Annotated in this window: 15 protein-coding genes and 1 pseudogene; 9 read left to right on the forward strand and 7 right to left on the reverse strand. The window is 45.2% G+C overall.

Going from position 1 to position 25,112, the window contains the following annotated elements; genetic code table 11:
- The first annotated feature begins 508 nt into the window (after positions 1-508).
- The 4 genes and pseudogenes from QUB51_RS11885 to QUB51_RS11905 all read left to right on the forward strand — a co-directional run bounded on the left by QUB51_RS11885 (position 509) and on the right by QUB51_RS11905 (position 5,735).
- Positions 509-2,650, forward strand: a complete 2,142-nt coding sequence (locus QUB51_RS11885; protein WP_333208738.1) for a hypothetical protein — start codon at positions 509-511, stop codon at positions 2,648-2,650.
- Between the two features lie 47 nt (positions 2,651-2,697).
- Positions 2,698-4,626, forward strand: coding sequence for a DUF3685 domain-containing protein (locus tag QUB51_RS11890; protein WP_333231916.1), 1,929 nt, complete (start codon positions 2,698-2,700; stop codon positions 4,624-4,626).
- Between the two features lie 131 nt (positions 4,627-4,757).
- Positions 4,758-5,205, forward strand: a pseudogene (locus QUB51_RS30395) (DUF6932 family protein).
- Positions 5,202-5,735: a DNA-binding protein gene (locus tag QUB51_RS11905; protein WP_333231912.1), complete on the forward strand. Its 534-nt coding sequence runs from the start codon at positions 5,202-5,204 to the stop codon at positions 5,733-5,735. The pseudogene QUB51_RS30395 and the gene QUB51_RS11905 overlap by 4 nt, the downstream one beginning before the upstream one ends.
- A 128-nt stretch (positions 5,736-5,863) precedes the next feature.
- Here QUB51_RS11905 and QUB51_RS11910 read toward each other — a convergent pair whose 3' ends face one another.
- The gene (locus QUB51_RS11910) at positions 5,864-6,214 is read right to left on the reverse strand and encodes a DUF6984 family protein (RefSeq protein WP_445251266.1); all 351 of its coding nucleotides are present in this window, start codon (positions 6,212-6,214) and stop codon (positions 5,864-5,866) included.
- 246 nt (positions 6,215-6,460) lie between these two features.
- Here QUB51_RS11910 and QUB51_RS11915 point away from each other — a divergent pair, with 246 nt between their 5' ends.
- The 3 genes from QUB51_RS11915 (at position 6,461) to QUB51_RS11925 (ending at position 10,445) form a co-directional block, all read left to right on the forward strand.
- Positions 6,461-6,946, forward strand: a complete 486-nt coding sequence (locus QUB51_RS11915; protein WP_333231908.1) for a CRR6 family NdhI maturation factor — start codon at positions 6,461-6,463, stop codon at positions 6,944-6,946.
- Positions 6,947-7,330: 384 nt separating this feature from the next.
- Positions 7,331-8,863 (forward strand): NAD(P)/FAD-dependent oxidoreductase, encoded by a 1,533-nt coding sequence (locus QUB51_RS11920; protein ID WP_333231906.1) that lies wholly within the window; start codon positions 7,331-7,333, stop codon positions 8,861-8,863.
- 367 nt (positions 8,864-9,230) lie between these two features.
- A complete protein-coding gene (locus QUB51_RS11925; protein ID WP_333056291.1) occupies positions 9,231-10,445 on the forward strand; it encodes an FAD-dependent oxidoreductase in 1,215 nt (404 codons plus the stop codon).
- Between the two features lie 146 nt (positions 10,446-10,591).
- Here QUB51_RS11925 and QUB51_RS11930 read toward each other — a convergent pair whose 3' ends face one another.
- The 3 genes from QUB51_RS11930 to QUB51_RS11940 all read right to left on the reverse strand — a co-directional run bounded on the left by QUB51_RS11930 (position 10,592) and on the right by QUB51_RS11940 (position 13,615).
- The gene (locus QUB51_RS11930) at positions 10,592-11,464 is read right to left on the reverse strand and encodes a pentapeptide repeat-containing protein (protein ID WP_333056290.1); all 873 of its coding nucleotides are present in this window, start codon (positions 11,462-11,464) and stop codon (positions 10,592-10,594) included.
- A gap of 1,283 nt (positions 11,465-12,747) precedes the next feature.
- Complete coding sequence (gene surE / locus QUB51_RS11935; RefSeq protein WP_333261815.1) at positions 12,748-13,425, reverse strand: 5'/3'-nucleotidase SurE; 678 nt, start codon at positions 13,423-13,425, stop codon at positions 12,748-12,750.
- A gap of 64 nt (positions 13,426-13,489) precedes the next feature.
- Positions 13,490-13,615, reverse strand: coding sequence for a hypothetical protein (locus QUB51_RS11940; RefSeq protein ID WP_333208747.1), 126 nt, complete (start codon positions 13,613-13,615; stop codon positions 13,490-13,492).
- Between the two features lie 675 nt (positions 13,616-14,290).
- Between QUB51_RS11940 and QUB51_RS11945 the strand changes: the two genes are divergently transcribed.
- Positions 14,291-19,561, forward strand: coding sequence for an AAA family ATPase (locus tag QUB51_RS11945; protein WP_333298231.1), 5,271 nt, complete (start codon positions 14,291-14,293; stop codon positions 19,559-19,561).
- Positions 19,562-19,959: 398 nt separating this feature from the next.
- Here QUB51_RS11945 and QUB51_RS11950 read toward each other — a convergent pair whose 3' ends face one another.
- The 3 genes from QUB51_RS11950 to QUB51_RS11960 all read right to left on the reverse strand — a co-directional run bounded on the left by QUB51_RS11950 (position 19,960) and on the right by QUB51_RS11960 (position 23,973).
- Entirely contained in the window at positions 19,960-21,255 is a 1,296-nt protein-coding gene (locus QUB51_RS11950; protein ID WP_333055090.1) for a dihydrolipoamide acetyltransferase family protein, read from the reverse strand.
- A gap of 173 nt (positions 21,256-21,428) precedes the next feature.
- Entirely contained in the window at positions 21,429-21,869 is a 441-nt protein-coding gene (locus tag QUB51_RS11955; RefSeq protein ID WP_333054966.1) for a YlqD family protein, read from the reverse strand.
- 154 nt (positions 21,870-22,023) lie between these two features.
- Positions 22,024-23,973 carry a long-chain fatty acid--CoA ligase gene (locus tag QUB51_RS11960; RefSeq protein ID WP_333261812.1) on the reverse strand — a complete coding sequence of 650 codons (1,950 nt, stop codon included), beginning with the start codon at positions 23,971-23,973 and terminating at the stop codon, positions 22,024-22,026.
- Between the two features lie 135 nt (positions 23,974-24,108).
- Between QUB51_RS11960 and QUB51_RS11965 the strand changes: the two genes are divergently transcribed.
- Positions 24,109-25,104 (forward strand): leucine-rich repeat domain-containing protein, encoded by a 996-nt coding sequence (locus tag QUB51_RS11965; RefSeq protein WP_333054968.1) that lies wholly within the window; start codon positions 24,109-24,111, stop codon positions 25,102-25,104.
- Positions 25,105-25,112: the final 8 nt, after the last annotated feature.

Below are 25,112 nucleotides of genomic sequence, written 5' to 3' on the forward strand. Positions count from 1 at the left end.
CTTAGTTGAATCCCTCCCACAATTCATGTGCAGAGTCAATTCTAAAATCTAAAATCTAAAATCTAAAATCTAAAATTATTGCTGGGCGGTTTAAACTGCTGAGTCTGGTCAGGAAAATTCTGACCCGGATTTAATATGAGAGCTTAGTTGAATCCCTCCCACAATTCATGTGCAGAGTCAATTCTAAAATCTAAAATCTAAAATCTAAAATCTAAAATTGCTAGACTGACGGGCTTTATACTGTTTTTTCTGCTAAACTGCCCCGGAATATGTCAATAAATGTTTGATAACTGGTATGATTTACGTGCTTCGAGAGCATAAAATACTCGGAAGCAACCAGTGGGGCCAGACACAAACCTCACTATAAAACGCCGTAGAGGGAAAGATTGCCAGTACCTTGAAGGAAGTTCTCGATCTCCTTAACAGGAGTCAGAAGCCCACATCACAATCTATAGATTTGATGTAGGAGTGTCACATTCTAGAGCGCATTACAGGACAGGCTGAAGTAATGGCGAGACGACAATCTGACCAATTCCACACACCACCGCAATACAACCCATCCCCTAAACCGACGGCACAGTTCAGTGCAGAGGCGACAGGCGATGCGAGTTCCTTCGTAACGGCTGCGCCGACCGAAGGAAAAAGAACTTTTTGGCAGTGGCAGCTTATCTGGCTGAGTCTCCTGGTGGGATTTGGAGTAACGGGGGCCGCTGCATTTCTGTGGTTGCTGACGATGCCTCCACCGCCCAATTGCCAGCAACTGTCGCCGCTGGCGGCGGACGGAGAGCGACTTTACTGCGCTCAGCAAGCTGCTAAGTCGGGCAAGCTAGAACAGCTAGAATCGGCAATGGCATTGGTGCAGGCTTGGCCGAAAGAACATCCGCTATACTCGCAAGGTCAACATTTGATAGGGGAATGGTCGAAGGCCATTCTGGGATTTGCCAGGGCAAAAATTGAGAGGGGCGATTTGAAAGGTGCTCTGGAGATTGTGGCGAAAATTCCGAAAACCAGTCGGTCTTACCCCGAAGTAGAAGAGGCTGTGACTGCTTGGGAAAAAAATTGGCAGGAGGGCCAAAAACTCTACGATACAGCCCTAGCAGCTTTGAAAAGTGAGGATTTAAGGAAGGCTTGGGATTATGCTCAAGCTTTGTTCAAGCTGGAAAATATTTTCTGGAGTCAGAAGCGTTACAACGAGCTGATAGGGCAGATTTCTTTGGAAAGAAACGGCTGGCAGCGCTTGCAAGAGGCTAGAGATTTGGCGAAGGACGAGACTCCGCAAAAGTTCGCTGAGGCGATCGTCCTAGCTCGAAAAATAGACTCGCAGCTTTTTGCCCGCGCTAAAGCTGAGAAGGAAATTGAGGGCTGGAGCCGGACTTTGCTGGCAATGGCGACTAAGCGGTTGGGGGCGAAAGATTTGCCGGGGGCGATCGAGGCTGCTTCAGTTGTGCCGCAGGATTCCCCGCTGTTTGCGGAAGCTCAAGATTTGATGCAGTTGGGTAGGGCTCAGGCAGTGACGTGGAACCAGTCGATATCAACTCCGCTGCCGCAACACATTTTTAGCTTGCTGGAAGGGAAGGGGGCGGCGAGCCAAATAGCTCCGGGTCGCCCTCTGTATAAGCAAGCTCAAGTTCAAATTGAAAGTTTGCAGGTGCAGTTTCAAGATTTGCTGCGTCTGCAAGTGGCCAGCACGATCGCGAGTTTCGGTCACATAGGGACGTTTGGACTCGCGATCGAGCAAGCGCAAACTATCGGAATCAATCAGCCGCGGCGGATTCACGCTCAAACTTTGGTGGCTGCTTGGCGCCGAGAAATTCAGCGGATAGAAGACCAATCTTTTCTGACTCTGGCGAAGCAGTTGGCAGAAACGCAAACGGTTGAAGGACTCAAGGGCGGCATGGCTCAGTTAGTCCTGGTTGCTCAAAACCGGCCCCGCAGAATAGAAGCGCAAACTCTCTTGGCTGAGTGGACGAAACGCATAGAAGTTATTCAAGATCAGCCTTTTTTGGATGAAGCGATCGCCCTGGCGAAGCAAGGAAAACTTAGTGCTGCTATTGAAAAAGCTTCGGCAATTAAGAGCGGTAGGATTTTGTACGCGAAAGCTCAGGATAATGTCTATCAGTGGGTGAGCGAACTGCAAGTGGCTCAAGACAGACCGATTCTAGATCGCGCTGCGGAATTGGCATCTCAAGGCAGTCTAGGAGCGGCGATCGATACTGCTTCCCAAATCGGTTACGGTAGGGCGCTGTATTCAGAGGCGGCAGGTGCGATCGGGCGCTGGAGTGCTGAACTCAGAGCCAACAGTGCGCCCCCGCCGGAACCCGCTCGCGAGTACGCGCCGGAGCCCGCTCGCGAGTACGCGCCAGCTCCAGCAGAGGAGTACGCGCCAGCTCCAGCAGAGGAGTACGCGCCAGCTCCGCGACAGGAGGAGTACGCGCCAGAGCCAGAACCTTACTATCCGCCTGCGAGAGAGCCGGAACCGGAACCTTACTATCCACCCGCTCCGGAGCCGGAACCTTACTATCCACCCGCGAGAGAAGAGGCGCCGGCCCCGGCTCCGGAACCGGCTCCTCCGGCTCCAGCTCCAGAACCGGCGCCACCCTCGATTCCTGAATCGGTTGGGCCTCCTGATGCTAATTTGCTCCCGGAGTAATTGGGTTTTCGCGCGATCGCTCTCTAAAATCTCAAAACTAAAATCAAGTGAGTAATTTCCAAGTGCTGACGATCGAAGGCGACCCCATTTTCCGGCTGGGGCTGCGAATCGCTTGCGAGCAGTATCCAGACTTGCAAGTTGTTGCAGAGGTTTCAACCCCAACCGAGGCTTTGCGAGTTCTAGAAACTCGCTCGCTCGACTCTGGAGCAGCCAAGAAGCCCGCAGATTTGGTAATTTTGGCTGTTGAGACCCTAAATTTGCGATCGGGTCAAATAGAGGCGGTGGCATTTTGTCGCCAACTCAAAAGTTTGTACCCCAACCTGCCTCTGTTGCTGCTAGGCGGGCAGCTGACACCGGATCTGTTGGCGGAGTTACAGGCGACGGGCGCGAATGGCTATTGTCCTAAAGGTAGAGATATTTCCCTGACAATCGAAGCTATTCGCGCTGTGGCGTCTGGTTGCACTTATTGGGCGCCGGATGCGAGAGCTAACTCGGAAATAGAACTAAACGCAGCGGTGGTTCAAACAGTAGAAAAATCCGCAGTAATTGTAGATAAAAATGCAGAGAATTCGACAGTTGATACGCCAGTACACAAAAAAATGCTGGCTCATTTGTGCCTCTCTGGACTGCGCGAAATAGATGCAACTTTGGCGGTTGTTCAAGCTGATTTGCAAGAGATCAGATCCGCCGAACCGACAGATTTGCCCTCTATTTTAGATGGGGTTGTACTCAGCGGGCGCCGCAGGGAATTGCTCGCAGCTCGCTGGATAGTCAGTCAGTTATTATTTGAAGGGAAAGGGGAGAAGGCAGAAGGCAGAAAGCAGAGGAAAGAAGGCAGAGGGGAGAAAGAAGAAATTAGAGGCGAGAATTTGTTAAAGAATTCTCAATCGCAATTAGCGAAGTCCCAAGTTTTGGCGGGATCTTTGGTGGTTGCAACTAATTGGCAAGGTAGCTTGTTTGACTCGGCGGCAGCTAAATTGCAGTTTGATTTGGTGAATTTGACTGGCTTGCCTTTGGAAATCGATATTTTGCGATCGACCAAAAAGCGTGAATTGATGACTTCCATCCTGCGGAAGTTAAAGGATTTGCTGGAGGAATTGCGCTTTTCGCAAGTGCAGGAAACTCAATTGTCGCAAAAAATGCCTGCTATTTTACGGGATTTGTGGCAGGCGACAATCATAGATTTTTTTGGCAGATACTATACACTGCAAACGGAAGAAAATATGGTTTTTGATGGCAGTCAAACCAGCTTGACACTGGGAGAAAGTCAAGGGGAAAGCGCTGCTGATATCTGGGCAGGCAGCGGCGTAGAAGTTGTACCGCAGTTGCTAGCAGATGCTGATGTAGTTGCAGCCGAAATCCTTGACAAAATACCGATGACTGTTGATTTTTTTGCACATTTGCTATTTGAAACTCCTCTCACAGTTGACAATGTTTCTTGTGTTGCTGGCAGCCCGGAAGCGATGCAGCGAGCTGAAGCTTTGTTAGAAAATTTGGCAATTCAAGTTGCTAGCGGAGTGGTACAGCCTCTACTAAATAATTTGGCAAATATTGAAGAAATCAAGCAAATTTTTTACGATGGAAAGTTGATTTCGACGCGAGAAATTGAGAGATTTCGCAATGATTTGTCCTGGAGATATAGCTGGGATAGATATTTTGTGGAACCGAAAGCTATTTTTGAAAGCAGGTTTTGGCTGTTTGTTTTGGGCGATTCAGGAATTAAGAGAATTTCTATTTATGCTCCTAGAAATCTAGAGTTAGCACAGTTGTCTGGGTGGCAGTTAGCCTTGACTTTGCTGCTGGAAACCAGGGATGCGATCGCACCTAGAGTTCGCGCGGTTATTTCGCTGTTGGGTGCTGGCGTTGTTTACGTTTTGACTCAGGTTATAGGGCGGGGAATTGGTTTGATCGGGCGGGGAATTATCCAGGGGATTGGTAATTCTTTGCAGGATAGTAAGTTTGGGAAAAATGGGTAATTAGTTACAGCATATTCTAGGTATAATACTAAATCCTCGTTATTGACCCCAAGGATTAACGTATGCTGAGGAAATCAACAATCATTCAAAACTGACAATGAAATTATGTTAAGGTGTAAAGGCGTGAGGGTATGATTCCAGAATTTGATGAGTATGGTAACTTGCCACCAGGGGTGCATTGGGCAGAATGGGAAGAGTTCAAAGAGCGATTTGGAACAACACCGCGTCGCAGTCGCATGATAGATGGATTGCAAATGGCATTCTTAGCAACTAAAAGCTGCAGGATGCAGGACAATTTACATCAATGGTAGCTTTGTTACTAGCAAAGTAGCTCCTCAAGATTTTGATGCTTGTTGGGATAGGGATGAGGTGGATATGAATTATCTAAAAACTCATGCTCCTCGACTGAGAAATTATGCAGACCGGTCTGCTCAAAAAGCTTTTTATCGCGGTGAAATATTTCCATCCGACCAACCAGTCGGTAGTTACGATCTAACTTCCTATGAACTATTTCAGCGGGACAGAGAGCGCAATCCAAAAGGAATTATTGCTATTGATTTAGTCAGGTGGTCGCCATGATTAGAAATGAAAATCAATATGAATACACGCAAGAGTTACTGAAAAGATGTGAATATACGCTAGCCCAATATGACGCACAAGATGAAGAGGTAAAAAAGAACGATCCTTGGTGGTCAGTGATGCGTGAATCGATCCAAAGTCACCTGGATGCTTTCAATGCAGAAATAGCTGAGTATGAAAGATTGTTAGAGTGCGATCGCAGCCAAGACCTCAAAATTGAAGTAGAATCGATTTTAGAGCTGCCAAGAGTCTTAATTAAAGCTCGGATTGCTGCCAAAATGAGTCAAAAGGAACTTGCGGATAGGTTGGGGCTTGAAGAACACAGAATTAAACAATATGAAGAGTCAGATTATCAATGTGCTAGCTGGGTGGAAATTATCGATATTACGGAATCCTTAGCAGTTGAACTAAAAACAGCTAGTTTTGTGGTGGATTTTCAGGAGATAGAAATTAGGAAAAAAACTCTAGCGGAGTTTGTGGAGCGACAAGGAAAGAAGTTAGAAATTAAGGCTCATCAAGTCGAGAAATAGTCATTAGTTATTAGCGAGGGCGAGCGCGAATTTATTCCTAGAAGCATTAACAACCTAAATTATGTCATTCTGAATGAAGCGAAGAATCTCAAAAAATTGCACCACCATCGAAAGTGCGATCGCCTTTATTAGATTCTTCCTTTAATCACAACTTGTCCCAGGTCTGGCCATCTAGACACACGAGAATAATCAAATTTCCAAACATCAAGCTCAAAAAGTTGACTATGCTCATCTAAATTCAATTCGACAGATACAGGCACTGCATCCTCATCTAAAAATTCAGCTTCAGCGACTGTTCTGCCAAGCCTTCTGCCTGAGTCAGCAGCGCAGGATTTGAAGCGGAGGCTACCCATCCCACCATCGTCCATGTCCTCAACAAGCGCAGTGTTTAGTGTTGGTACTATTACTTCAGCAAGTTGAGAGTTGGTCATAAGTAGAGCTTTAATCAATGCTGATTCACCGGATTTTAGAAGGCGCATTTTTATTATTATTGTGGTGGTGTAAGATGACCTTTGAGAGAACCCTTATTATCATAGGTAAAGGCTAAAAAAATTGATTTTATTGCATTTGCCTTATTCCTCCTTTGTTCTTCCTTCTGCTATAAAATGTTTATGCTTGGTGGTATGATAACTAAATGCTATCAAGTTGACAATCAAGCAATTGGGTCTCTGGCCCCCGAATCCATCAGTGCAAGCAATCTAACATTTAAAATGGGTTGACTTTTTATGAGTATTATGATATCGATAGATGCCGATCGCATAAACAGTTTAGATTTGTCTCCGGTGCGGACTGCGATCGAAAAGTGGCTGGCCGAAGGAGCGATCGCCCAAAACGAACAACAGCTACAATTTGAAATTGAGTATCCGCGCGAAGAGTTAGATCCGCGAGAAATTTCGGAAATTCCCGAAGTGCGGCTGTGGTTTATTCGCTTGGATGCTTGTTATCCTTGGCTGCCATTTTTGCTGGATTGGAAAGCGGGAGAATTGGCGCGCTATGCGGCGATGTTGGTGCCGCACCAGTTCCACCGCACCCAAGGTATTCAGTATAATCCTGAAGCTTTAGAAATGTTTTTGATGAGCAAAATTTTTGTGTTGACTGATTGGTTGAATCAGCAGGGAATCCCCAGTAAATCGAAGTTGATGGCGATGTCGCAGATGTTTGGTTATGATTTGGAGGATGCTTTTTTTGATGTGATTGTACCGCACAAATAAGCTGTAAGTAAGCCCACCTAAATTGTATTTTTTGGGTGGGCGGGACGCCCAACCCCTACTCCCCAGAAGAATTTGCTCAAACTTGACTGTAAAATTTAGATGCTTCACACTATTGTGGGGTGGGCTTCTAGCCCGCCCAAAAAGGACGGGCGGGACGCCCATCCCACAATAACAATTAAAATTGTAAGTTATTTAATTCGCGATCCTAAATTTAGATGCTTCACACTATTGTGGGGTGGGCGTCCCGCCCGCCCAAAAAGGCGTAAGGTACGCAGTGCGTACCCCACAAATAGCGTGGTAAGCCCTCTTCAGAATTTCCTCAGAATTGAGAGCTAGTTTAAATAAATAACGATCGCCCGATTCAATCGATCGAGGAAATTTACCATGAAAACAGATTACCTCATCGTCGGCAGTGGTTTATCAGCACTGGTTTTCGGAGCTTTGATGGCAAACTCCGGCAAAACCGTACACATCCTCGAAGCTCACGAACATCCCGGAGGCTTTGGTCACACCTTTACGATGGCCAAAAAATACACCTTTAATGCCCAATTCCACTACGTTTGGGACTGCGGCGAAGGACATACAGTCAATCGAGTTCTCAAAAAACTCGGTCTCGATCGAGATGTCACCTTTGAGCGGTACGATCCGAATGGCTACGACCACATGAGGATGCCTGGGTATGCACTGGATATTCCCTCGGAACCAGAGGAACTGATCCGCCGATTGTCGGCGCTGTTTCCCGAAGCGGGCGAGAGAATTCGCAAATTCGTCAACGAAGTCGAGAAAACCGGCGAAGGACTCAGAAAACTCGCTCCTCCCGTCAAACCAATTGAATTACTCAAAAACTTCGGTGACGTATTCTGTGCTGTCCAACACCTCAACAGCACGCTTCAGGACGTTTTCGACAAGTTCCAACTCCCGCAAGCCGCCCAAACCCTATTAGCCCTGCAATGGCCGGACTTTTTGCTGCCTCCAAATCAGCTTTCTTTCTATGCTTGGATTGCCTTGTTTAGAGGCTATCAAGAAGGTGCATTTTACCCGACGCAGCATTTTGAATCTGTCATCAATTCTTTAGTTAAAGTCATTGAATCCAACGGGGGGAAAGTTCTACTAAACCATGAAGTCACGAATTTTAGGGTGACAAACAGAACAGTAACGGGAGTTGAAGCGATGGATTTGACCACCCATCAAACCCATGAATTCACGGGCGACACGGTGATTTGCAACCTCGACCCGAAAAGAGCGGCCAAAATGATTGGAGAGGAACTGTTCTCTAAAACAGTGCGGCGGAAACTTAACTATGAGTATTCTGCCTCTAACTACATGGTGTACTGCGTTGTCAAAGATATCGATCTCCGAGATTATGGATTTGGCAAGTGGAATACGTTTCATTCTGAGCACTTGGATCTAAATGAAGCTTTTGCTCAAATGTACGATCGAAATGATTTTTCTCGTCCGAGCTTTGCAATTACGACGCCAACTTTACTGACCCAAGCGCGGCGGGATTGTCCAGAAGATTGTCAAATTGTCGAATTTCTGACTGTTGCTAATTACAGCTATTTTAAACAACTTTGGGAAACAGATCGCAAAGCTTACAGACAGAAGAAACAAGAGATTCTGGACTCGATTTTAGATGTAGTTGAAAAACACTATGTTCCGAATTTCCGCAAACACATGGTGTTTCATATTACTGGAAGTCCGACGACTAACGAGCGCTTCTGTTGGTGTCCTAACGGTAATTCCTACGGTTCCAGCCTGACGCCCCGCAACATGGGGGTCGATCGGCTAAATCATGAAACATCCCTCAACAATTTCTATTTCTGCAACGCCTCCTCGGGCTATCCAGGCTTTGCACCGACATTTTGGACGGGGGCGCTGCTTTATCAACGTTTATCCGGCGATGCGATTTTAGGCTAAGCAATGCCAATTAAATAACGGCGATATCTCGTAGGTTGGGTTGAGGCTTTGCGAAACCCAAAATTTGCTGATATCTGTCAGGAAACGGCAAGATTTGTAGGGATAGATGATTGCCGTTTCGTACCGATAATATCGGCATTCAATTAATATCTATTCAACTAATCAATAGCGGGACAGTTTGCAGTGTGTACCTACATATAAACCTTAGAGGTAAGTGTTGTAATAGCTATCAAATACAATTCGTCAAAAGAATGCAACCGTAGGCAATATTCCGACCACTAGCTTCATCAATTATTCCCAATTATTTCATCAAAAATCGAAAATACAAAATCCACAATGGTATAACCTATCAATCTAGGAGTGAACTATGAGAATTGCAATTGTTGGGGGCGGAGCGAGCGGTATGGCAGCAGCCTACTGGCTCGATAAACAGGGACATCACGTCACTGTGTTGGAAAGTCAGCCGATTTTAGGCGGACACATTCGGACGCTGAACAAAAATGTTGTACCCAACCAATCGGAGTGCAATGAAATATTAGAAAATGGGGTGCTGGAATTTCCCACTGTGTTTTACAATTTCGTGGCTTTTATGCAGGATCTAGGGGTGCAATTAGAACCCGTGCAGATTGGTTCAGCGCTGTTTTTTAAAGATGGCACTCACTTTTTGTCTGCGGTATCTATCCAAAAGAATTTCACCGGAATCCAACGCCTAATCGAGTATTTGCGACTTGATAGTCTTTACGCTCGTTCGGCGGGATTTATTTTAAAAATGCGGTTTGCTAAACAGCATGATTTCTACGATGTGCCGCTTTCTCAGAGTTTGAAAAGTTCGTGCATCCGCAATTATTGGCTGAAGTTGCTGACGATGTACAGCTACTCGATACCGTTTGAATTGCTCGACAATTTCCCGGCAGAATTAGCGATGCCTGTTTTGCGCGAATATGGCTCTGTCAACTGGGTGAGGATTAAAGGCGGGGTGTATTCTTACATTGAAAAGATTTTGGAGCGATTTAAGGGCGATATACGGCTAAATGTGGAGATTGCCAATATTTTTAGAAGTGCGAATGCTGTAAAAATTGTGCTTTCTGATGGGGAAATCCAGGAATTTGAGAAGGTGGTTTTTGCGATGCCACCAGATCGAGTTCTGAGGTTATTGTCTGATCCGACTGATGCGGAAACGAAGCGGTTTTCCGCGTGGAAAGCCAATTATGCAACGACTGTACTGCATTCGGATACATCGATGTACGATCGCTATGGTATCCGCAAGTTATCAGAATTTGATTTTTTCGAGACGGACAAGGGATGGGGATATAATGCGAGCTTGAATCAGCTTTGCGGTATCTCCTCCCCACGAGAGTACAGTTTAGCTTTTCAACTGCAGGAGTCGATCGCCCAAAAGCAGATTATTCACATTCAGAAACATCACACGCCGCTGTACACTGTCGAGTCTTTTCGATATCGAAATGAAGTTATCGAGACTAATGGCGAGAACAACACTTATCATGCGGGAGCTTATTTGGGGGATGGTTTGCACGAAGGAGCCATTACCTCTGCTTTGCGAGTCGCGAAATTAATCGGGTGAGATCAATTGTGATGCTACAAACTCTCGCAAATATCAGTAAATTTCTTGCCGGTGCAACACTCTCACAAAAGTAATGATGTCGGCATCAAAAGTTAAACCAATGCGAGAGTCGTACACTCGGATGCGAAATTAATTTTTGGCCTTGCCTAAGCTGCGACACCACGTGCTGCAGTTAAGTAGACATCATTGCTCAAAGATGGGGGGATTGTTGATCCGGCTAACTGAGTACCCTCAAAGTTGGTTCCCGTGAAACTTGCGCCGCTCAAGTCGGCTTCGCTCAAGTCTGCATAGCACAGCCTAGCCCAATCAAGGTTTGCCTGCACCAAAGAAACCCCCACCAGATTTGCCCTGGTTAAATCTGCTCCCATCAACTGGACGCCCCGCAACTGAGCCCCGCTGAGATTGGCAGCTAACAAGTTCGAGCCTTCCAGGTTTACCCCGTTTAGTTTGGCTTCACTCAGGTTGACGCCATTGAGATCCGTCCTGCTCAGGTCGATGCCATTGATATAAGCTTTGCTGAGATAGATGCCTGTTAGTTGAGCGCCAAAAAGCTTTGCACCGCTGAGTTTTGCCCCTCCGCAGTTTGCCCAGTTGAGGTTGGCTCCCGTGAGGTTGGCGCCTCGCAGGTTGATGAATTGCATGTCGGCTGTACACAAATTGGCGTTCCAGAGGATGGCGATCCGCAGGTTGCTACCGATGAGTTGGGCGCCACTCAACTTTGCCCTGGGCAGTTTTGCTTTGACGAGGAAAGCTCCGCTGAGATTGGCTTTTGTCAGCTCTGCATCGGCTAGTCTGGCTTGACCCATTTTGGCAAAACTCAGATTTGCCCTGTAAAGGTTTGCGTCGTTGAGTTCTGCTTTGGTGAGATGCGCCCGACTCAGGTTAGCTCCCGACAGGTTAGCCCTTGAAAGGTTGACGCCAACTAACATAGCTCCGCTGAGGTTTGCTCCGCTGAGGTTTGCGTCAGCAAAGTCTCTGTTTCCATTTTCGTATTCTTTGAGCAGCTCGGTTACTTCCATACGGGTCACATTCCTTATAGCGGAAATTAATCTAGAAATAAACACTCTTTATAAGTATTTTATCTCAAAAGGAGCGGACTGGATCGCACTTTCTTGAAAGCGGACAATTAACTTTATATTTATACATATACTTGGTGCTTTTTCCCTAGTCCCGATCGTTTTGAGGTCATAACCTGAAACCCTTGATTTACTTAGCCTCTAGTGTGCTTGGGCAAGGGTTGCGATCGTACTGAGATCCGTGAAACCATTATTCTCAGTAGGTAAGCCATCAAACCCTGTCCGAAGTGTTAATCAATAGTTAAAATCAATATTCTTATTGTCCACTGTGGCTAACAGCTTTTTTTAAACGGAGACGGCAAATTTGTTGTTGTTTTTGCGCCCGGTGTCGCGAAGGCTGGCATGGTCATAGCTCCATATTTTATCTACTGTCATTCGATTTTAGATTTTAGATTTTAGATTTTGGATTGACTTGCGCGAGATCAATTCGGGGGCGTGAGGATTTTAGATTTTAGATTTTGGATTGATTCCACGGATAAATCACGTGGCGGGTACCACATGAAGAAATTCGCTTGTCATTTTTCAGGAAAATTAGATGTGGAACAACAGCTTAATCAGCCCGAATTTTTCTCGGTAGTCTCGCAGCAGTTCTGCTCGTGCTTTTCAATATTTCCTTTAGTCGATCGGGTGAAAAGTAATTTCAGACATTGTAATTCTGAGGAATTTATCGATATGCCTAACGGTAGAGGGTATTCGTTCAAAACCTAGCGGATAATATACTGCATATGGTACAAAACTAACAGCGATTAATATCTGTATAGAATCACCCCCTCTACTGGCAGTTAGGCAAATGTGTCAATCTATGTTATGCTGAGTCAAAATTGAGGAAGAATCATGTCAAAAGAAAGAAAAAGCAACAAAGAAGTCAAAAAGCCAAAGAAACAACCTGATGGTGTTGCTAAGCCGAAGGATGACAAAAAAAATTATGGTAGCACGGACGGCCGCAAATAGAGATAGCGGCCACTCTCGGAATTGCGATTAATTTTGTGTAATTGTCATTACTATCGATTTTTAACAGATTTAAATATCCTATTTTGGGATAATCCGAAAACAGGTTTATTATATCTAGGGAATATGCAGTGCTAAACCCAAAGTATAATGAAATCTGTTTTTAGCCATGAATATCAAACATTCTGTCGCCGATCGAATTTAACACCATTTTTTTAGACTTGGTTGAAAAAAAAGATAGTTCGATCGCCCAATCCCATCAAATCCCATCAAATCTATCACAGCGATATCTCAGTCACCGCAATATTACCCTCAAAACACACGTCAACATCAGTCCCCGCCGCCCGATCGCGCGATCCATACTCTCCGGCATAATAAAAGTATTCTCCCTCCACCCGGTAAACCACAGGCAGTGGCTGCGTCGAAGGCTGGCAAAACACAATTTCCGGTTCCGCACTTCCCGGCGCTAAATGCGGCAAATTCACATTCCAGAAACACCCAGACTTGGGTTCCCGGTTGAGCAAATCTGCTAACACCCGCGATGTCCAGCGAGTAGCGACATCCCAGTCAATTTCGAGCGGCCTTTTAATCCGGTGGGAAATTGCGATGCCCGGAATACCGTGCATCGCTGCTTCGCGCACAGCCGCCACCGTACCCGAAATATAAACGTCAACCCCCAAATTGCCGCCCGCGTTAATACCCGAAAGCACCAAATCCGGCTTCGCACAAACGTGATGAAGAGCGATACGGACACAATCGGCCGGTGTTCCCCCTACAGCATATTCCACGGACGATCGCCGATCGACATGAATCGGACTGTGAGCCGTCACTTGATGCCCGCAGCCGGACAATTGCCCCTGCGGAGCCACCATAATTGTTTTGCCACTTACTGCTTGCAAAAGTGCTTGAATGCCCGGAGCATCGATGCCGTCGTCGTTGGTTAAAATTATCGTCATTAAAAATGTGTCGGTTTTATAGAACCGATTTGAGAGCGCAGAGGCTGGCAACCTTCTGGTAGTTCTAGCCTAAATTGGTTGTTGATTGGTGGCGATCGTCAGTAAGCTGTTCGGCATTTAAAGGACTTGCGTAAGGTGCGTCAGCATCTAAGGTTTTCCGTTTCAGCGTAAGGGTTCGCGAATGACGCACCCTACTAGCCTCGTTACTGGTTTAAATGCTCCACAGCTTATGAGCATTGCCACACATTTATATCATCGCATTAATTGAACAATTGCCGCAGAAATGTGGCGCGCCACATTTTAGCCGAGTCGCACCTTGATATGACAGCTAAAGCGACTTGTTACGCTTGCCCCAGTGCAGCATTCATGACATCAGTGTCGATGCAAACATCAATTAATCACATAATTTTTTCCTCGGCTCTCCCCGATGCTTTGTCTTAAAAGTAGCAGATGATACTAAGTATCTGAGACTGAACGTTGAAACTCTCGATCGTGCTAAATTCTTAGCTTGCGTTATCACCATAAGTACGAGAGAGCCGATAATAAGTTAATGTCGATTCCAATTGCGCTTTGACGTAGGGGAGGAGAGAATAAATATCAAATTTTTATCAAAGATAGTATCTAAGTTACTGTCCTCATTTCCCCTTCATAAATCAAATACTTATCTACACTGTTACCATTATTACATTGTAACTCAGGAGAGCCAGATGAACGAACCCACTCAAAGCAATACCAAAGCAGGCTGTCCCCCAGTTCCTCAGTCGATTATGAGCGCCAGTCGGGAAGAACTAGATCGCATCGATTTAGAATAGTTAATGAAAAGGGTAAGGTTAAAAAAACGATCATTCTTTCAGGATACGAAATTATAGAAAATATTTACGAAGGAGTCAGAACCGTTGTTTATCGAGGGATAAGAAATCGGGATCGACAGCTTGTCATCGTTAAAATAATAAAAAATGATTATCCTAGCCTTGAACAAATCACCAATTTAAGGCAAGAATTTATAATCACTCAAAATTTAGAGTGTGAAGGAATTGTCAAAACTTACAAGTTAGAGAATTATCAGAATAGTTTAGCGCTGATATTAGAAGATTTTGGGGGTCTATCCCTTTATCATTTTATGGCAGCCAATAACCTGTCAATAACCGAGTGGCTGAGGGTAGCGATCGCTCTATCCGAAACTTTGATCTATCTCCATCAAGTACCGATCATTCACAAAGACATTAAGCCCTCAAATATCATTATCAATCCAGCGACAGGAAAAGTAAAACTGACTGACTTTAGTATTTCATCGCGCTTGGAATTGAAAAACCAAAGCATTAGCAATCCCAACTTGCTAGAAGGGACTCTCGCTTATATGTCACCCGAACAAACGGGAAGGATGAATCGCGCAATTGACTACCGCACGGATTTCTATTCTTTGGGAGTGACTTTCTATGAAATGCTGACCAACCAGTTGCCATTTAGTACCACCGATCCGATGGAGTTGGTTTACTGTCATATTGCCAAACAACCCGTCCCACCTAAAGAGGTAGCAGAAATTCCTCAAGCGGTTTCAGATATTGTGATGAAACTGTTAGCAAAAAATGCGGAAGACCGATATCAAAGTGCGGCGGGATTAAAATTTGACCTGGAAACTTGTTTGCAGCAATTGCAGACAACTGGAAAGATTGAAAATTTTGCCATCGGTCAACGCGATCGCGGCAACCAATTACTCATTCCCCAGAAACTTTATGGTAGAGAAACCGAAGTCCAAATTCTTCTAGATGCCTTTGGACGAGTCAGCCTCGGTGCCACCGAGATGATGTTAGTTTCCGGTTATTCCGGGATTGGTAAAACTTCAATCGTCAATGAAGTTCATAAACCAATTGTAGCAGCTAGGGGATATTTTATTGCGGGTAAGTTTGACCAGTTTAAGCGCAACATTCCCTATGCGGCGTTAATCCAAGCATTTCAAGAATTAGTTCGTCAGCTATTAACAGAAATTTCCGAACACATTGCTATTTGGAAAGAAAACTTATTAAAGTCGCTAGATAATAACGGTCAAGTTATTATTGATGTTATCCCCGAAGTCGAACTAATTATCGGTAAACAGCCTGAAGTTCCTCAACTGGGTTCATCGGAATCCCAAAACAGATTTAATCGGGTCTTTCAACAATTTATTCGCGTTTTTTGTCAACCCGAACACCCGCTAGTCATATTCCTAGACGATTTACAGTGGGCAGATTCGGCATCTCTAAAGTTAATTCAACTCTTAGTCACTGACCCAGATAGCAAATATTTGTTAACGATTGGAGCTTATCGAGATAACGAAGTCAGTCCCGTTCATCCTTTAATTCAGACAATAGAAAAAATTCAAGAAACTGAAACGGCGGTGAATAATATCACCATTCAGGCGCTGGCTTTGGATAGCGTCAACCAATTAATCGCCGACACTCTCGATGCCAGCGTAAATTCAGACAAAATCAAAGTTTTTTCCGAGTTACTTTTTAATAAAACCCAAGGCAATCCGTTTTTCTTAACGCAGCTACTCAAAACCCTGTACTCGGAAAATCTGCTGGTTTATCAAGTAGATACAGACCGCTGGGAGTGGGATATTCAACAAATACAGGCGATTGGTATCGCAGATTTCAATATTGTTGAACTGGTTGGTCGCAATATTCGCAAACTCCCTGAAAAAAACCAGAAATCATTAAAATTAGCGGCTTGCATCGGCAACCAATTTAACTTAGAAGTTTTATCAATTGTCAATGAAGAATCAAACTTAGCGACGGCTGCTCATTTGTGGGAGGCAATGCAAGCGGGTTTGATTCTGCCGCTGTCTGAAAATTACAAAATTCCTCTAGTCTTTGCCCAGGAAGAGTTGGCATCTATACGCGATATCAAAGTTGACTACAAATTTTTGCACGATCGCGTGCAGCAAGCAGCCTATTCTTTGATTCCAGAATCGGAGAAAAAAGCCACTCACCTGAAAATTGGTCAACTACTGCTGAATAATACAACAGAGCAAGAGCGAAAAGATAATATTTTTGCTCTGGTTAACCAACTGAATTTTGGCACAGATTTGCTAACTAATCAGTCAGAAAAAGATGAGTTAGCCCAATTAAACCTGATTGCTGGACAGAAAGCAAAGGCAGCTACTGCCTATGAAGCCCCTGTTAATTATTTGAATGTAGGTATAGAACTCCTGAGTCAAGATAGCTGGGAAAGTAGATACGATGTGACATTTAATTTTTATCGGGAAGCGGCGGAAGCCGAATATCTCAATGCCAATTTAGAACGTGCGGAAATTTTGTGCGATCGCACTCTCAAAAAAGCCAAAACAATCCTCGAACAAGTCAACTTATACGCACTGAAAATTAGGCTTAACCTCGCTAAAAACCAGAACAATTCTGCGGTAGATACCGGACTGCAAGTTCTAGAAATGCTGGGAGTGACCATATCTCAATCACCGCCGCAAGAACTCAATATTGAGGAGTTAGCTAACCTGGCAGAAATGACCGATCCCTACAAGCTGGCGACTATGCAGTTTTTAGTTCTTATATTCGCACCTGCTTGCTTTGCAGAAAGCCCGCTATCGCTACCAATTCTATATACTATGATCGAACTTTCTCGTCAGTATGGGAATTCGCCACAGTGTACTTTTGCATATTCCATTTACGGAATATTCGTGTCTTGGCTCATACCAGATATAGATTTGGCCTATCAACTTGGTGAACTTTCTTTACAAGTATTAGAGCAGTTAGATGCCAAAGAGTTTCGTTCTAAAATATTGGTTAATGTTTCGATCGGTATTACGCACTTCAAAAAGCATACTAGGGAAACTCTAGAACCCCTTCGTCAAGCAATTAATAGCGGCTTAGAATTTGGAGATATAGAATATGCTTGTCATGCTGCTGATTACTACTGCGCTCATCTGTTTTTTAAGGGCGAGCATCTAGACTACGTGCAAGAACAACAAAAACACTATATTGATTTTGCCGATAACTTGTCCCAAGAACACCAGTTATATTTACTCAAAATCCTCGGTCAATTAGTAGAAAATTTAAGGGGGATGACAGATAATAAACTGCTTTTGATTGGCAGCATATTAAATGAGGAAGAAGCTATCTCTTATTTAAGAGAAGTAAAAAATTTTATGTGCTTATTCAGGGTTTATTATGCGAAAACTGTAGTTTGCTATTTATTTAAGCAATATGAAGAAGCTCTAGAATTTGCTAGGGAAGGGTTGAAATATTCAATTTACGTTCAATCAAATATTAGCTTTATTGAACATAGCTTTTACTATTGTCTGATTCTTTTAGCCCATTTTGAAGCAATTTCAGGAGAGGAAGAAAAGAAACAAAAATACCTTATTCAAGTCGAAGAAACTCAGAAAAGTATAAAAAATTGGGCGTTCCATTGCCCAATGAATCACCAGCATAAGTATGACTTAGTAGAGGCCGAAAAAGCCCGCGTCTTAGGGCAATCTTTCTCAGCAATGGAATATTACGACCTAGCGATAGATGGAGCCAAGGACAATGGATATGTGCAGGATGAAGCCCTCGCCAATGAATTAGCGGGAGAATTCTATTTAGCATTAGGTCGTCAGAAAGTAGCGCGTACCTACATGATAGACGCTTACTATGCTTATATTCGCTGGGGAGCAAAGGCAAAAGTTAAAGATTTAGAAGAGCGCCATGCTGAATTACTCGCACCTATCGTCGGTAGGAAAAATAGCCTGACGAGTGGAAGAGACGAAACGATGGTTCAGAGCAGAACCACTGTCACTTCTACCAATTCAGGTGCTGCACCAGCTCTGGATTTATCAACAATTATCAAAGCCTCCCAAGCGCTCTCAGGGGAAGTTAATTTAGATAAGTTACTCTCCAATTTGATGCAAGTATTGCTGGAAAACGCCGGAGCTGAAAAATTTTATTTCCTCATACCTGACCCAGCAGGTAAGTGGAAAATTGAAGCTCAATGTACGGGTGAACGATGTCAATTAATATCCAAGTCAGCGACTGAAAATCAAGTGATTCCTATCTCGCTGGTTAATTATGTAGAACGGACACAAGAAACTCTTGCGATCGATGATGCAACGAATAAAAGCAGGTTTGCCTCTGACCCGTATATTATTCAGCAGCGACCTAAATCTATTTTGTGTAGCCCCCTGATCAATCAAGGTAAGTTGGTAGGCATCTTATACCTAGAAAATAATTTAACAGCGGGGGCTTTTACGCGCGATCGCTTAGAAGTCCTCAACATCATTTCCGCCCAAGCTGCGATCTCCATCGAAAATGCCCGCCTCTATCAAACTTTAGAAGATAAAGTGCAACAACGCACCGCCCAACTCGCCCAAGCAAACCAGGAAATTAGCAGCCTCAATAACAAACTTAAAGCCGAAAACATCCGCCTCAGTGCTGAGTTAGAAGTCACCAAACGACTGCAACAAATGATCTTGCCCAAACAATCAGAACTAGATAAAATTAAAGGATTAGAAATAGCTGGATATATGGAACCTGCCGATGAAGTGGGTGGCGACTACTACGACGTACTAACCCAAAAAGATCGGGTAAAAATTACCATCGGCGATGTTACGGGACATGGTTTAGAAAGTGGCGTATTAATGATTATGGCGCAAACCGCCGTCCGCACTCTCCAAAAAATGAACGAAACCGATCCGGTGAAGTTTCTTGATGTGTTAAACCGCACCCTTTATGCCAATATCGAGCGCATCGACTCATCTAAAAACATGACCTTGGTTTTGTTAGATTATCAAGATAGTAACTTTACCATCAGCGGTCAACATGAAGAAATAATTGTAGTCCGTACTGATGGTAACATCGAACGGATCGATACAATCGAACTCGGCTTCCCTCTGGGATTAGAGGAAGATATTGCTGATTTTGTTTCCCAAGTTCAAGTGCATCTTAATCCAGGGGATGTAGTAGTGCTTTACACAGATGGAATTACCGAAGCTGTAAATATAAATAAAGTGTATTACGGCATAGAAAGATTGTGCCAAGTGACCAAAGAAAATCGCCACAAAACGGCTGAAGAAATTCGACAAGCAGTAATTGATCATCTGCTGCAACATATTGACAAACATAAAGTTTTTGACGACATTACGTTGGTAGTCCTAAAACAGAAATAACGCAAGTTTGTAATTGGTAATTAGTAATTGGTAATTGGTAAATTGTTTGAGCGTCCGACGATCGAAACCGACTTCACGCCCAACAATTTGGGAAATGGTGCGCGGACTCAGGAAGGTGCGATCGAAAGCTGAGCGCTACGTCTGTGCTAAGTTGGGCGATCGGGCGAATTGGTATTAGAGCTAATCGCAGGTTGAACAGACAAAACTTGCACTTTCATCGTCTTAATGAGTAATATCAAATCCGTTGGTATCGGAATTATTCATCTCTCTCTTCTCTGACTCTGTGTCCTCTGCGGTCTCTGCGGTTAAATCATTCCAAAATTAGACATCTCATTAAAAGCTAAGTCTAAATCCCCCTTTCCTGCCAATAACAGTAAAAGGGAGATTTAGGACGATCGCTAAAGCGTCAAAGACTGAGGATTTGTCTCAATCAATTTCGCTAAATCTTGCAAGAAAGACGCAGCATCAGCACCGTAAATAATCCGGTGATCGCAAGTAATATTCACCTGCATTTGGCGCTTCACTCCCATCAAACCATCTTCATTAGCCACTACTTGCGGCCGCGAAGAGCCGATCGCCAAAATCGAGCCTTGATTCGGCGGCAAAATCGCGTCAAACTTGTCTACTCCAAACATTCCCAAATTGGAAAGAGTAAAAGTCCCCGTGCTGTATTCATCAGGCTTTAACTGCTTGGTGCGGGCGCGATCGACTAAATCCTTCCAAGTGCGGGAGAGCGAATAAATATCGAGGCGATCGGCATTTTGCAACACCGGCGTAATCAAACCACCGCCATCCATCGCCACCGCTACCGCCACATTAATATCAGCGCGGTATTGAATTCCCGACTCCACATAAGAAGCATTCAGCAGAGGATGTTTTTGTAAAGTTACAGCTACAGCCTTCGCCAGCATAGCCGTCATCGTGACGCCCTTCGACTTAATTTGTTTGTAGAGTTTGTCCAGATTATCAGTAGTAATTGTGTAACCGACGCGGAAAGAAGGCACGCTCAAACTTGCTTCCATATTCCGCACCACCGCATTTTGCAGCGCATTCATCGGTACTTTTTGGCCCGAAAGTGCGATCGCCGGGACTGGTGCGGGTGCGGGTTTGGCTGCTGCGGGGGCGGGTGCTGCAGATGCCGGTGCGGGTGCTGCGGGAACTGTTACCGCTTGCTGAACCGGAGCTGGTTGAGCTTTGCCGGCTGCTGCTTCCACATCCTCTGCGACAATGCGACCGTTGGGCCCGCTGCCTTTGATAGAATTCAAATCTACTTTAAACTCTTTGGCTAATTTGCGAGCGCGGGGAGAAACGACGCTGCGGCCGTTTTGGCGACTAACATTTTGCTGTAAACCTGCTGAGGATGTAGCTGCGCTGACAGGAGCGGGGCTGGGAGCCGGGGCTGCGGCTGCGGTTGGGGCGGCGGCTCCTTGCTGCTGAGCTGTGGCGATTTCGGCTTCCGTTTCTGCTACCAGGGCGATTGCCGCCCCCACCGGAGCAACTTCGCCCGCAGGTACGATAATTATTGCTAAATAGCCTTCGTAGAAAGACTCCACGTCCATGTCGGCTTTGTCGGATTCAACGACTACCACCGTTTCGCCTTTTTCTACTTTGTCTCCGGCGGATTTGACCCAGGAAACAATTTTGCCCTCTGTCATGGTAGAACTCAGGGCTGGCATGAAAACTTCGCGAATCATCTGTAAAAAGTCCTTTTGTGTTGGTAATAGGTAATCGGTATTTGGCAATTGAGCATTGGCGATCGGCCACCGGCAATACTTATTATTATGCCAGTGTCTCGCATTCTTGATGTGTGACTGTTGACTCAAAATCAATTGCCAATTACCGATCGCCAATTACCACTTACCAATTTCTAAATATCACCTCGAATTTCTTCGACTATGCCGTCGCGGAGGAGAATTTCTACTTGCATTTTTTGAATCAAGTTTTCTCCCAGCCCGACAGTGAACGTGCCGTCAATTTGACCTTGACTCACTTCTTGTTCCAGGTCTAGCACCTGCACTTGCTGAAGCTGTTGCAGGTTTTGGTTTTTCTGTTCTAGCAGTTCGCTTTTTCTTTGATTCACCTGCACTTGAATGTTTTCTATTTGCTGCATTACTTGCGGGCCTGGGGGCTGCAAATTTGACTTTTGGATTTCTGAAATCATCCGCTGCCCTTGCATTTCTAACTGTTGTAGCTGAGAGTCTATTTGGTTGATTTGGGCTTGGAGTTGCTGTTGAGCTTCTTCTTTCCAGCGAGGAGTAACGACGACTTTAACGTTAATCGATCGCTTCAAGAGTAATTGTGGTTCCATAAAAAAGTTGTTGCTTGTCAATTAGGAATTAGGCATTAGTCATGAGTCATTAGTTGGTAAACCTGAACTAATGGCCCAGGACTGAGGACTCGGAATCGGGACTCGGGTGTTGGGATAATTTTTTCTTTTCCATTCCCCAAGTCCAGCGAATATTTCAAAACATCCCGTCAATCATATCGCGGTAGTGTTGCGTCACAACCGGGCGCTTAATTTTCAGGGTCTGGGTCAACATTCCATTCTCGATCGAAAATGGCTCCTGAATCAAGCGGAACGGGCCGATGCGATCGTCCGCGCGGTATCCAGGGCGATTTTGCACCTCTCGGTTCAATTCTTTGCGGAATAAATCTTGAATTGTCTTGCTATTCCAGTCAATTTCGTGTAAGGGGGGATTTTGAGTTTCTGCCCATTTCTGCACGGCTTCTGCATTGGGGACAATTAAGGCGCCGACGGATTTCTGGTCTTGACCTACTAGCATAATTTGGTCGATGTAGGGGCTGCGGACGCAGGCGTCTTCTATGGGCTGGGGTTCGATGTTTTCGCCGTTGGTGAGGACGATCGTATCTTTGGCCCGCCCGGTCAAGATTAAGTCGTTTCCCGGTGTCAGCCAGCCCAAATCGCCGGTGTCGAACCAGCCTTCGGAGTCGATCGCCTTGGCAGTCGCTTGGGGATTAAGATAATAACCTGCCATGATTTGCGGCCCGCGCGCCAATACTAAGCCGCGCTGGCCTGTGGGCAGTTGCTGTCTGGTTTCTGGGTCTACTATTTTAATTTCCGTATGGGCAATGGGCTGTCCTGCGGAACCTTTAAGATTGTGCCAAGGGCGGCGCACAGTTAAAACCGGCGAAGTTTCGGTTAAACCGTATCCCACCAACAAACCGATATTCGCTATTTCAAAGAAATTGTCTAAATGCGTTGCCAAAGAACCGCCGCCGCTAATTGCCCATTTTAAGCGTCCTCCCGTAGCTTCCCTGACTTTTTTGTAAACCAATTTTTCTGCCAGGCCGTGTACGGGCGACCACAGAATGCTTTTGATGCGGGCGATTAGTTTTTCGGAAGCAGAAGCCGGTTTCAAACTGAGAGTTAATCCTTGGGAAATGCGGCGGTTCTCGATGTATTGCTGGCTGGCAGATAACAGGAAATTCACCAATTTTTGTTTGTTAGGCGGCTGTTCCCGAAATTGCTTTTGTACGGCCTCATAAATCGATTCCCAGATGCGCGGAACGCTGACCATGTAGTGGGGTTTGTAGGCTTTAAAGTCTTGTTTGAAATAGCGAATATTGGTGTAAATTTGGGTGCATCCTTGGGAAAGCAGGAAGTATTCGACGCTGCGTTCGTAAGCGTGCCAACTGGGCAACATACTGAGGGCGCATTCGCCCGGTTCTGGCTGGAGAACTGTACCTAAAGTGGTGACTTGGTGCAGCAGGTTGCCGTGAGTCAGCATGACGCCTTTGGGTTTGCCGGTGGTGCCGCTGGTGTAGAGGAGGGTGGCGAGGGTTTGCTGGCTGTGGTTGGTGGGTTTGAGGGGACGGTTGGCCCCTGTGGTCATGACTTGGGAAAATTTGACTGTGCTCAGGGTTTGGCTGATTTCCGGTTCTTCGTCCGAGAGGAGGACGATGAGTTGAACGGGCAAATCTGGGAGGCGGTGTTGCAGTTTTTTCAGTAATGCCAGGTTTTCGACTACCAAGGCACTGCTGCCGCTGTCTTGGATGATGTACAAAAGTTCTTCGGGGTCGGCGGTGGCGCCTCGAACGGCGTTGGCGCCCCCGGCCATCATGATACCTTGGTCGGCTATCAGCCAGCGGGGACTGTTGTCTGCGAAGACGGCGACGCGGGGAGGGACTGCTTCTTCGGGATTTGGTTCGATGCCTAGGGCTTGGAGGCCGGCGGCGAATTGCTGGATTTGTTGGTACAGGTCGGTGTAGGTCAGCTTGATTTCTGGCTGGGTGTGGGGGTCGTGGAGGGCGACGGTTTGACCGAATTTTTGTTTGACGATCGCCCAAATTTCGGGTATCGATCGAATGGAACTGTAATCGATTAGCTTGCTGAGGTTCGCGCGTTCGCGATCTGCCATTTGAGATGATGCGTAAGATGCTGTGCTGTTCATAAGGTATTTTCCTGAGTTTGTGCAGATAAAGTTATTGGCTATAAGTTTAATATCACAGTTATTTTAGAACTATCTGGCAGTCTCGTGACAGTTTACCAACGTGCCATTGTCTATTCAGGAAATTAGAGGTACAAGATGATGAAACTTATAGTTGCACAGAAACACATAAATTTAGCAAGTTTGATAGTAGTTGCTTTGAGTGCGATCGTAGCATTATCTGGAACTAGCCTCGGAGTGAAGGCCGCAGAAGTGCGATCGGGAAACAGAACGTTTGCTGATTGGTGTCGCGAAAAAGCTTCCTTGAGTCCTGAAGTTAAACATACAGTAGAAGTGCTGTTGGAGAAAGCAGGAGCCACTGAGTGCGATGAAGCTAATCAGAAACTTTCGAGTCTCGCAAACCTCAGCCTCGAAAACAATAAAATCAGCGACATCAAACCCCTAGCATCCTTGACTAACCTGAGTGTACTATCCCTCGACAACAATCAAATTATAGACATTAAACCGCTAGCATCCTTGACTAACCTGAAAGGGCTGAGCTTGAACGACAATCAAATTATAGACATCAAACCGCTAGCATCCTTGACTAACCTGACTGAGATCCTCCTCAGCGACAATAAAATCAGCGACATCAAACCGCTAGAATCTTTGACTAATCTAACTTGGCTGTTCCTCAGCGACAATCAAATTATAGACATCAAACCGCTAGAATCCTTGACTAACCTGACTGTTCTCGGTCTCAAAAACAATCAAATCAAAGATATCAAACCGCTAGAATCATTGACTAAACTGACTAGGCTGTTCCTCAGCGACAATGAAATCAGCGACATCAAACCGCTAGAATCCTTGACTAACCTGACTGTTCTCGGTCTCAACACCAATAAAATCAGCGAGATCAAACCCTTACAATCCTTGACTAAACTGGATTATCTCGATCTCGACAACAATAAAATCAGCGACATCAAACCCTTACAATTATTGACTAAATTGACTAAACTACACCTCATAAATAATCAAATCAGTGACATTAAATCTTTGCAATTTTTGACAGAATTGCGTGCTTTATATCTCAACGAAAATCCAATTTATCCCAAAACTTGTCCTCTCAAGCCAGAGTCTATCTGTAAGTGGTAACTCTAGAA

Source organism: Microcoleus sp. AT8-A3, assembly GCF_036705675.1.
GTDB lineage: Bacteria > Cyanobacteriota > Cyanobacteriia > Cyanobacteriales > Microcoleaceae > Microcoleus.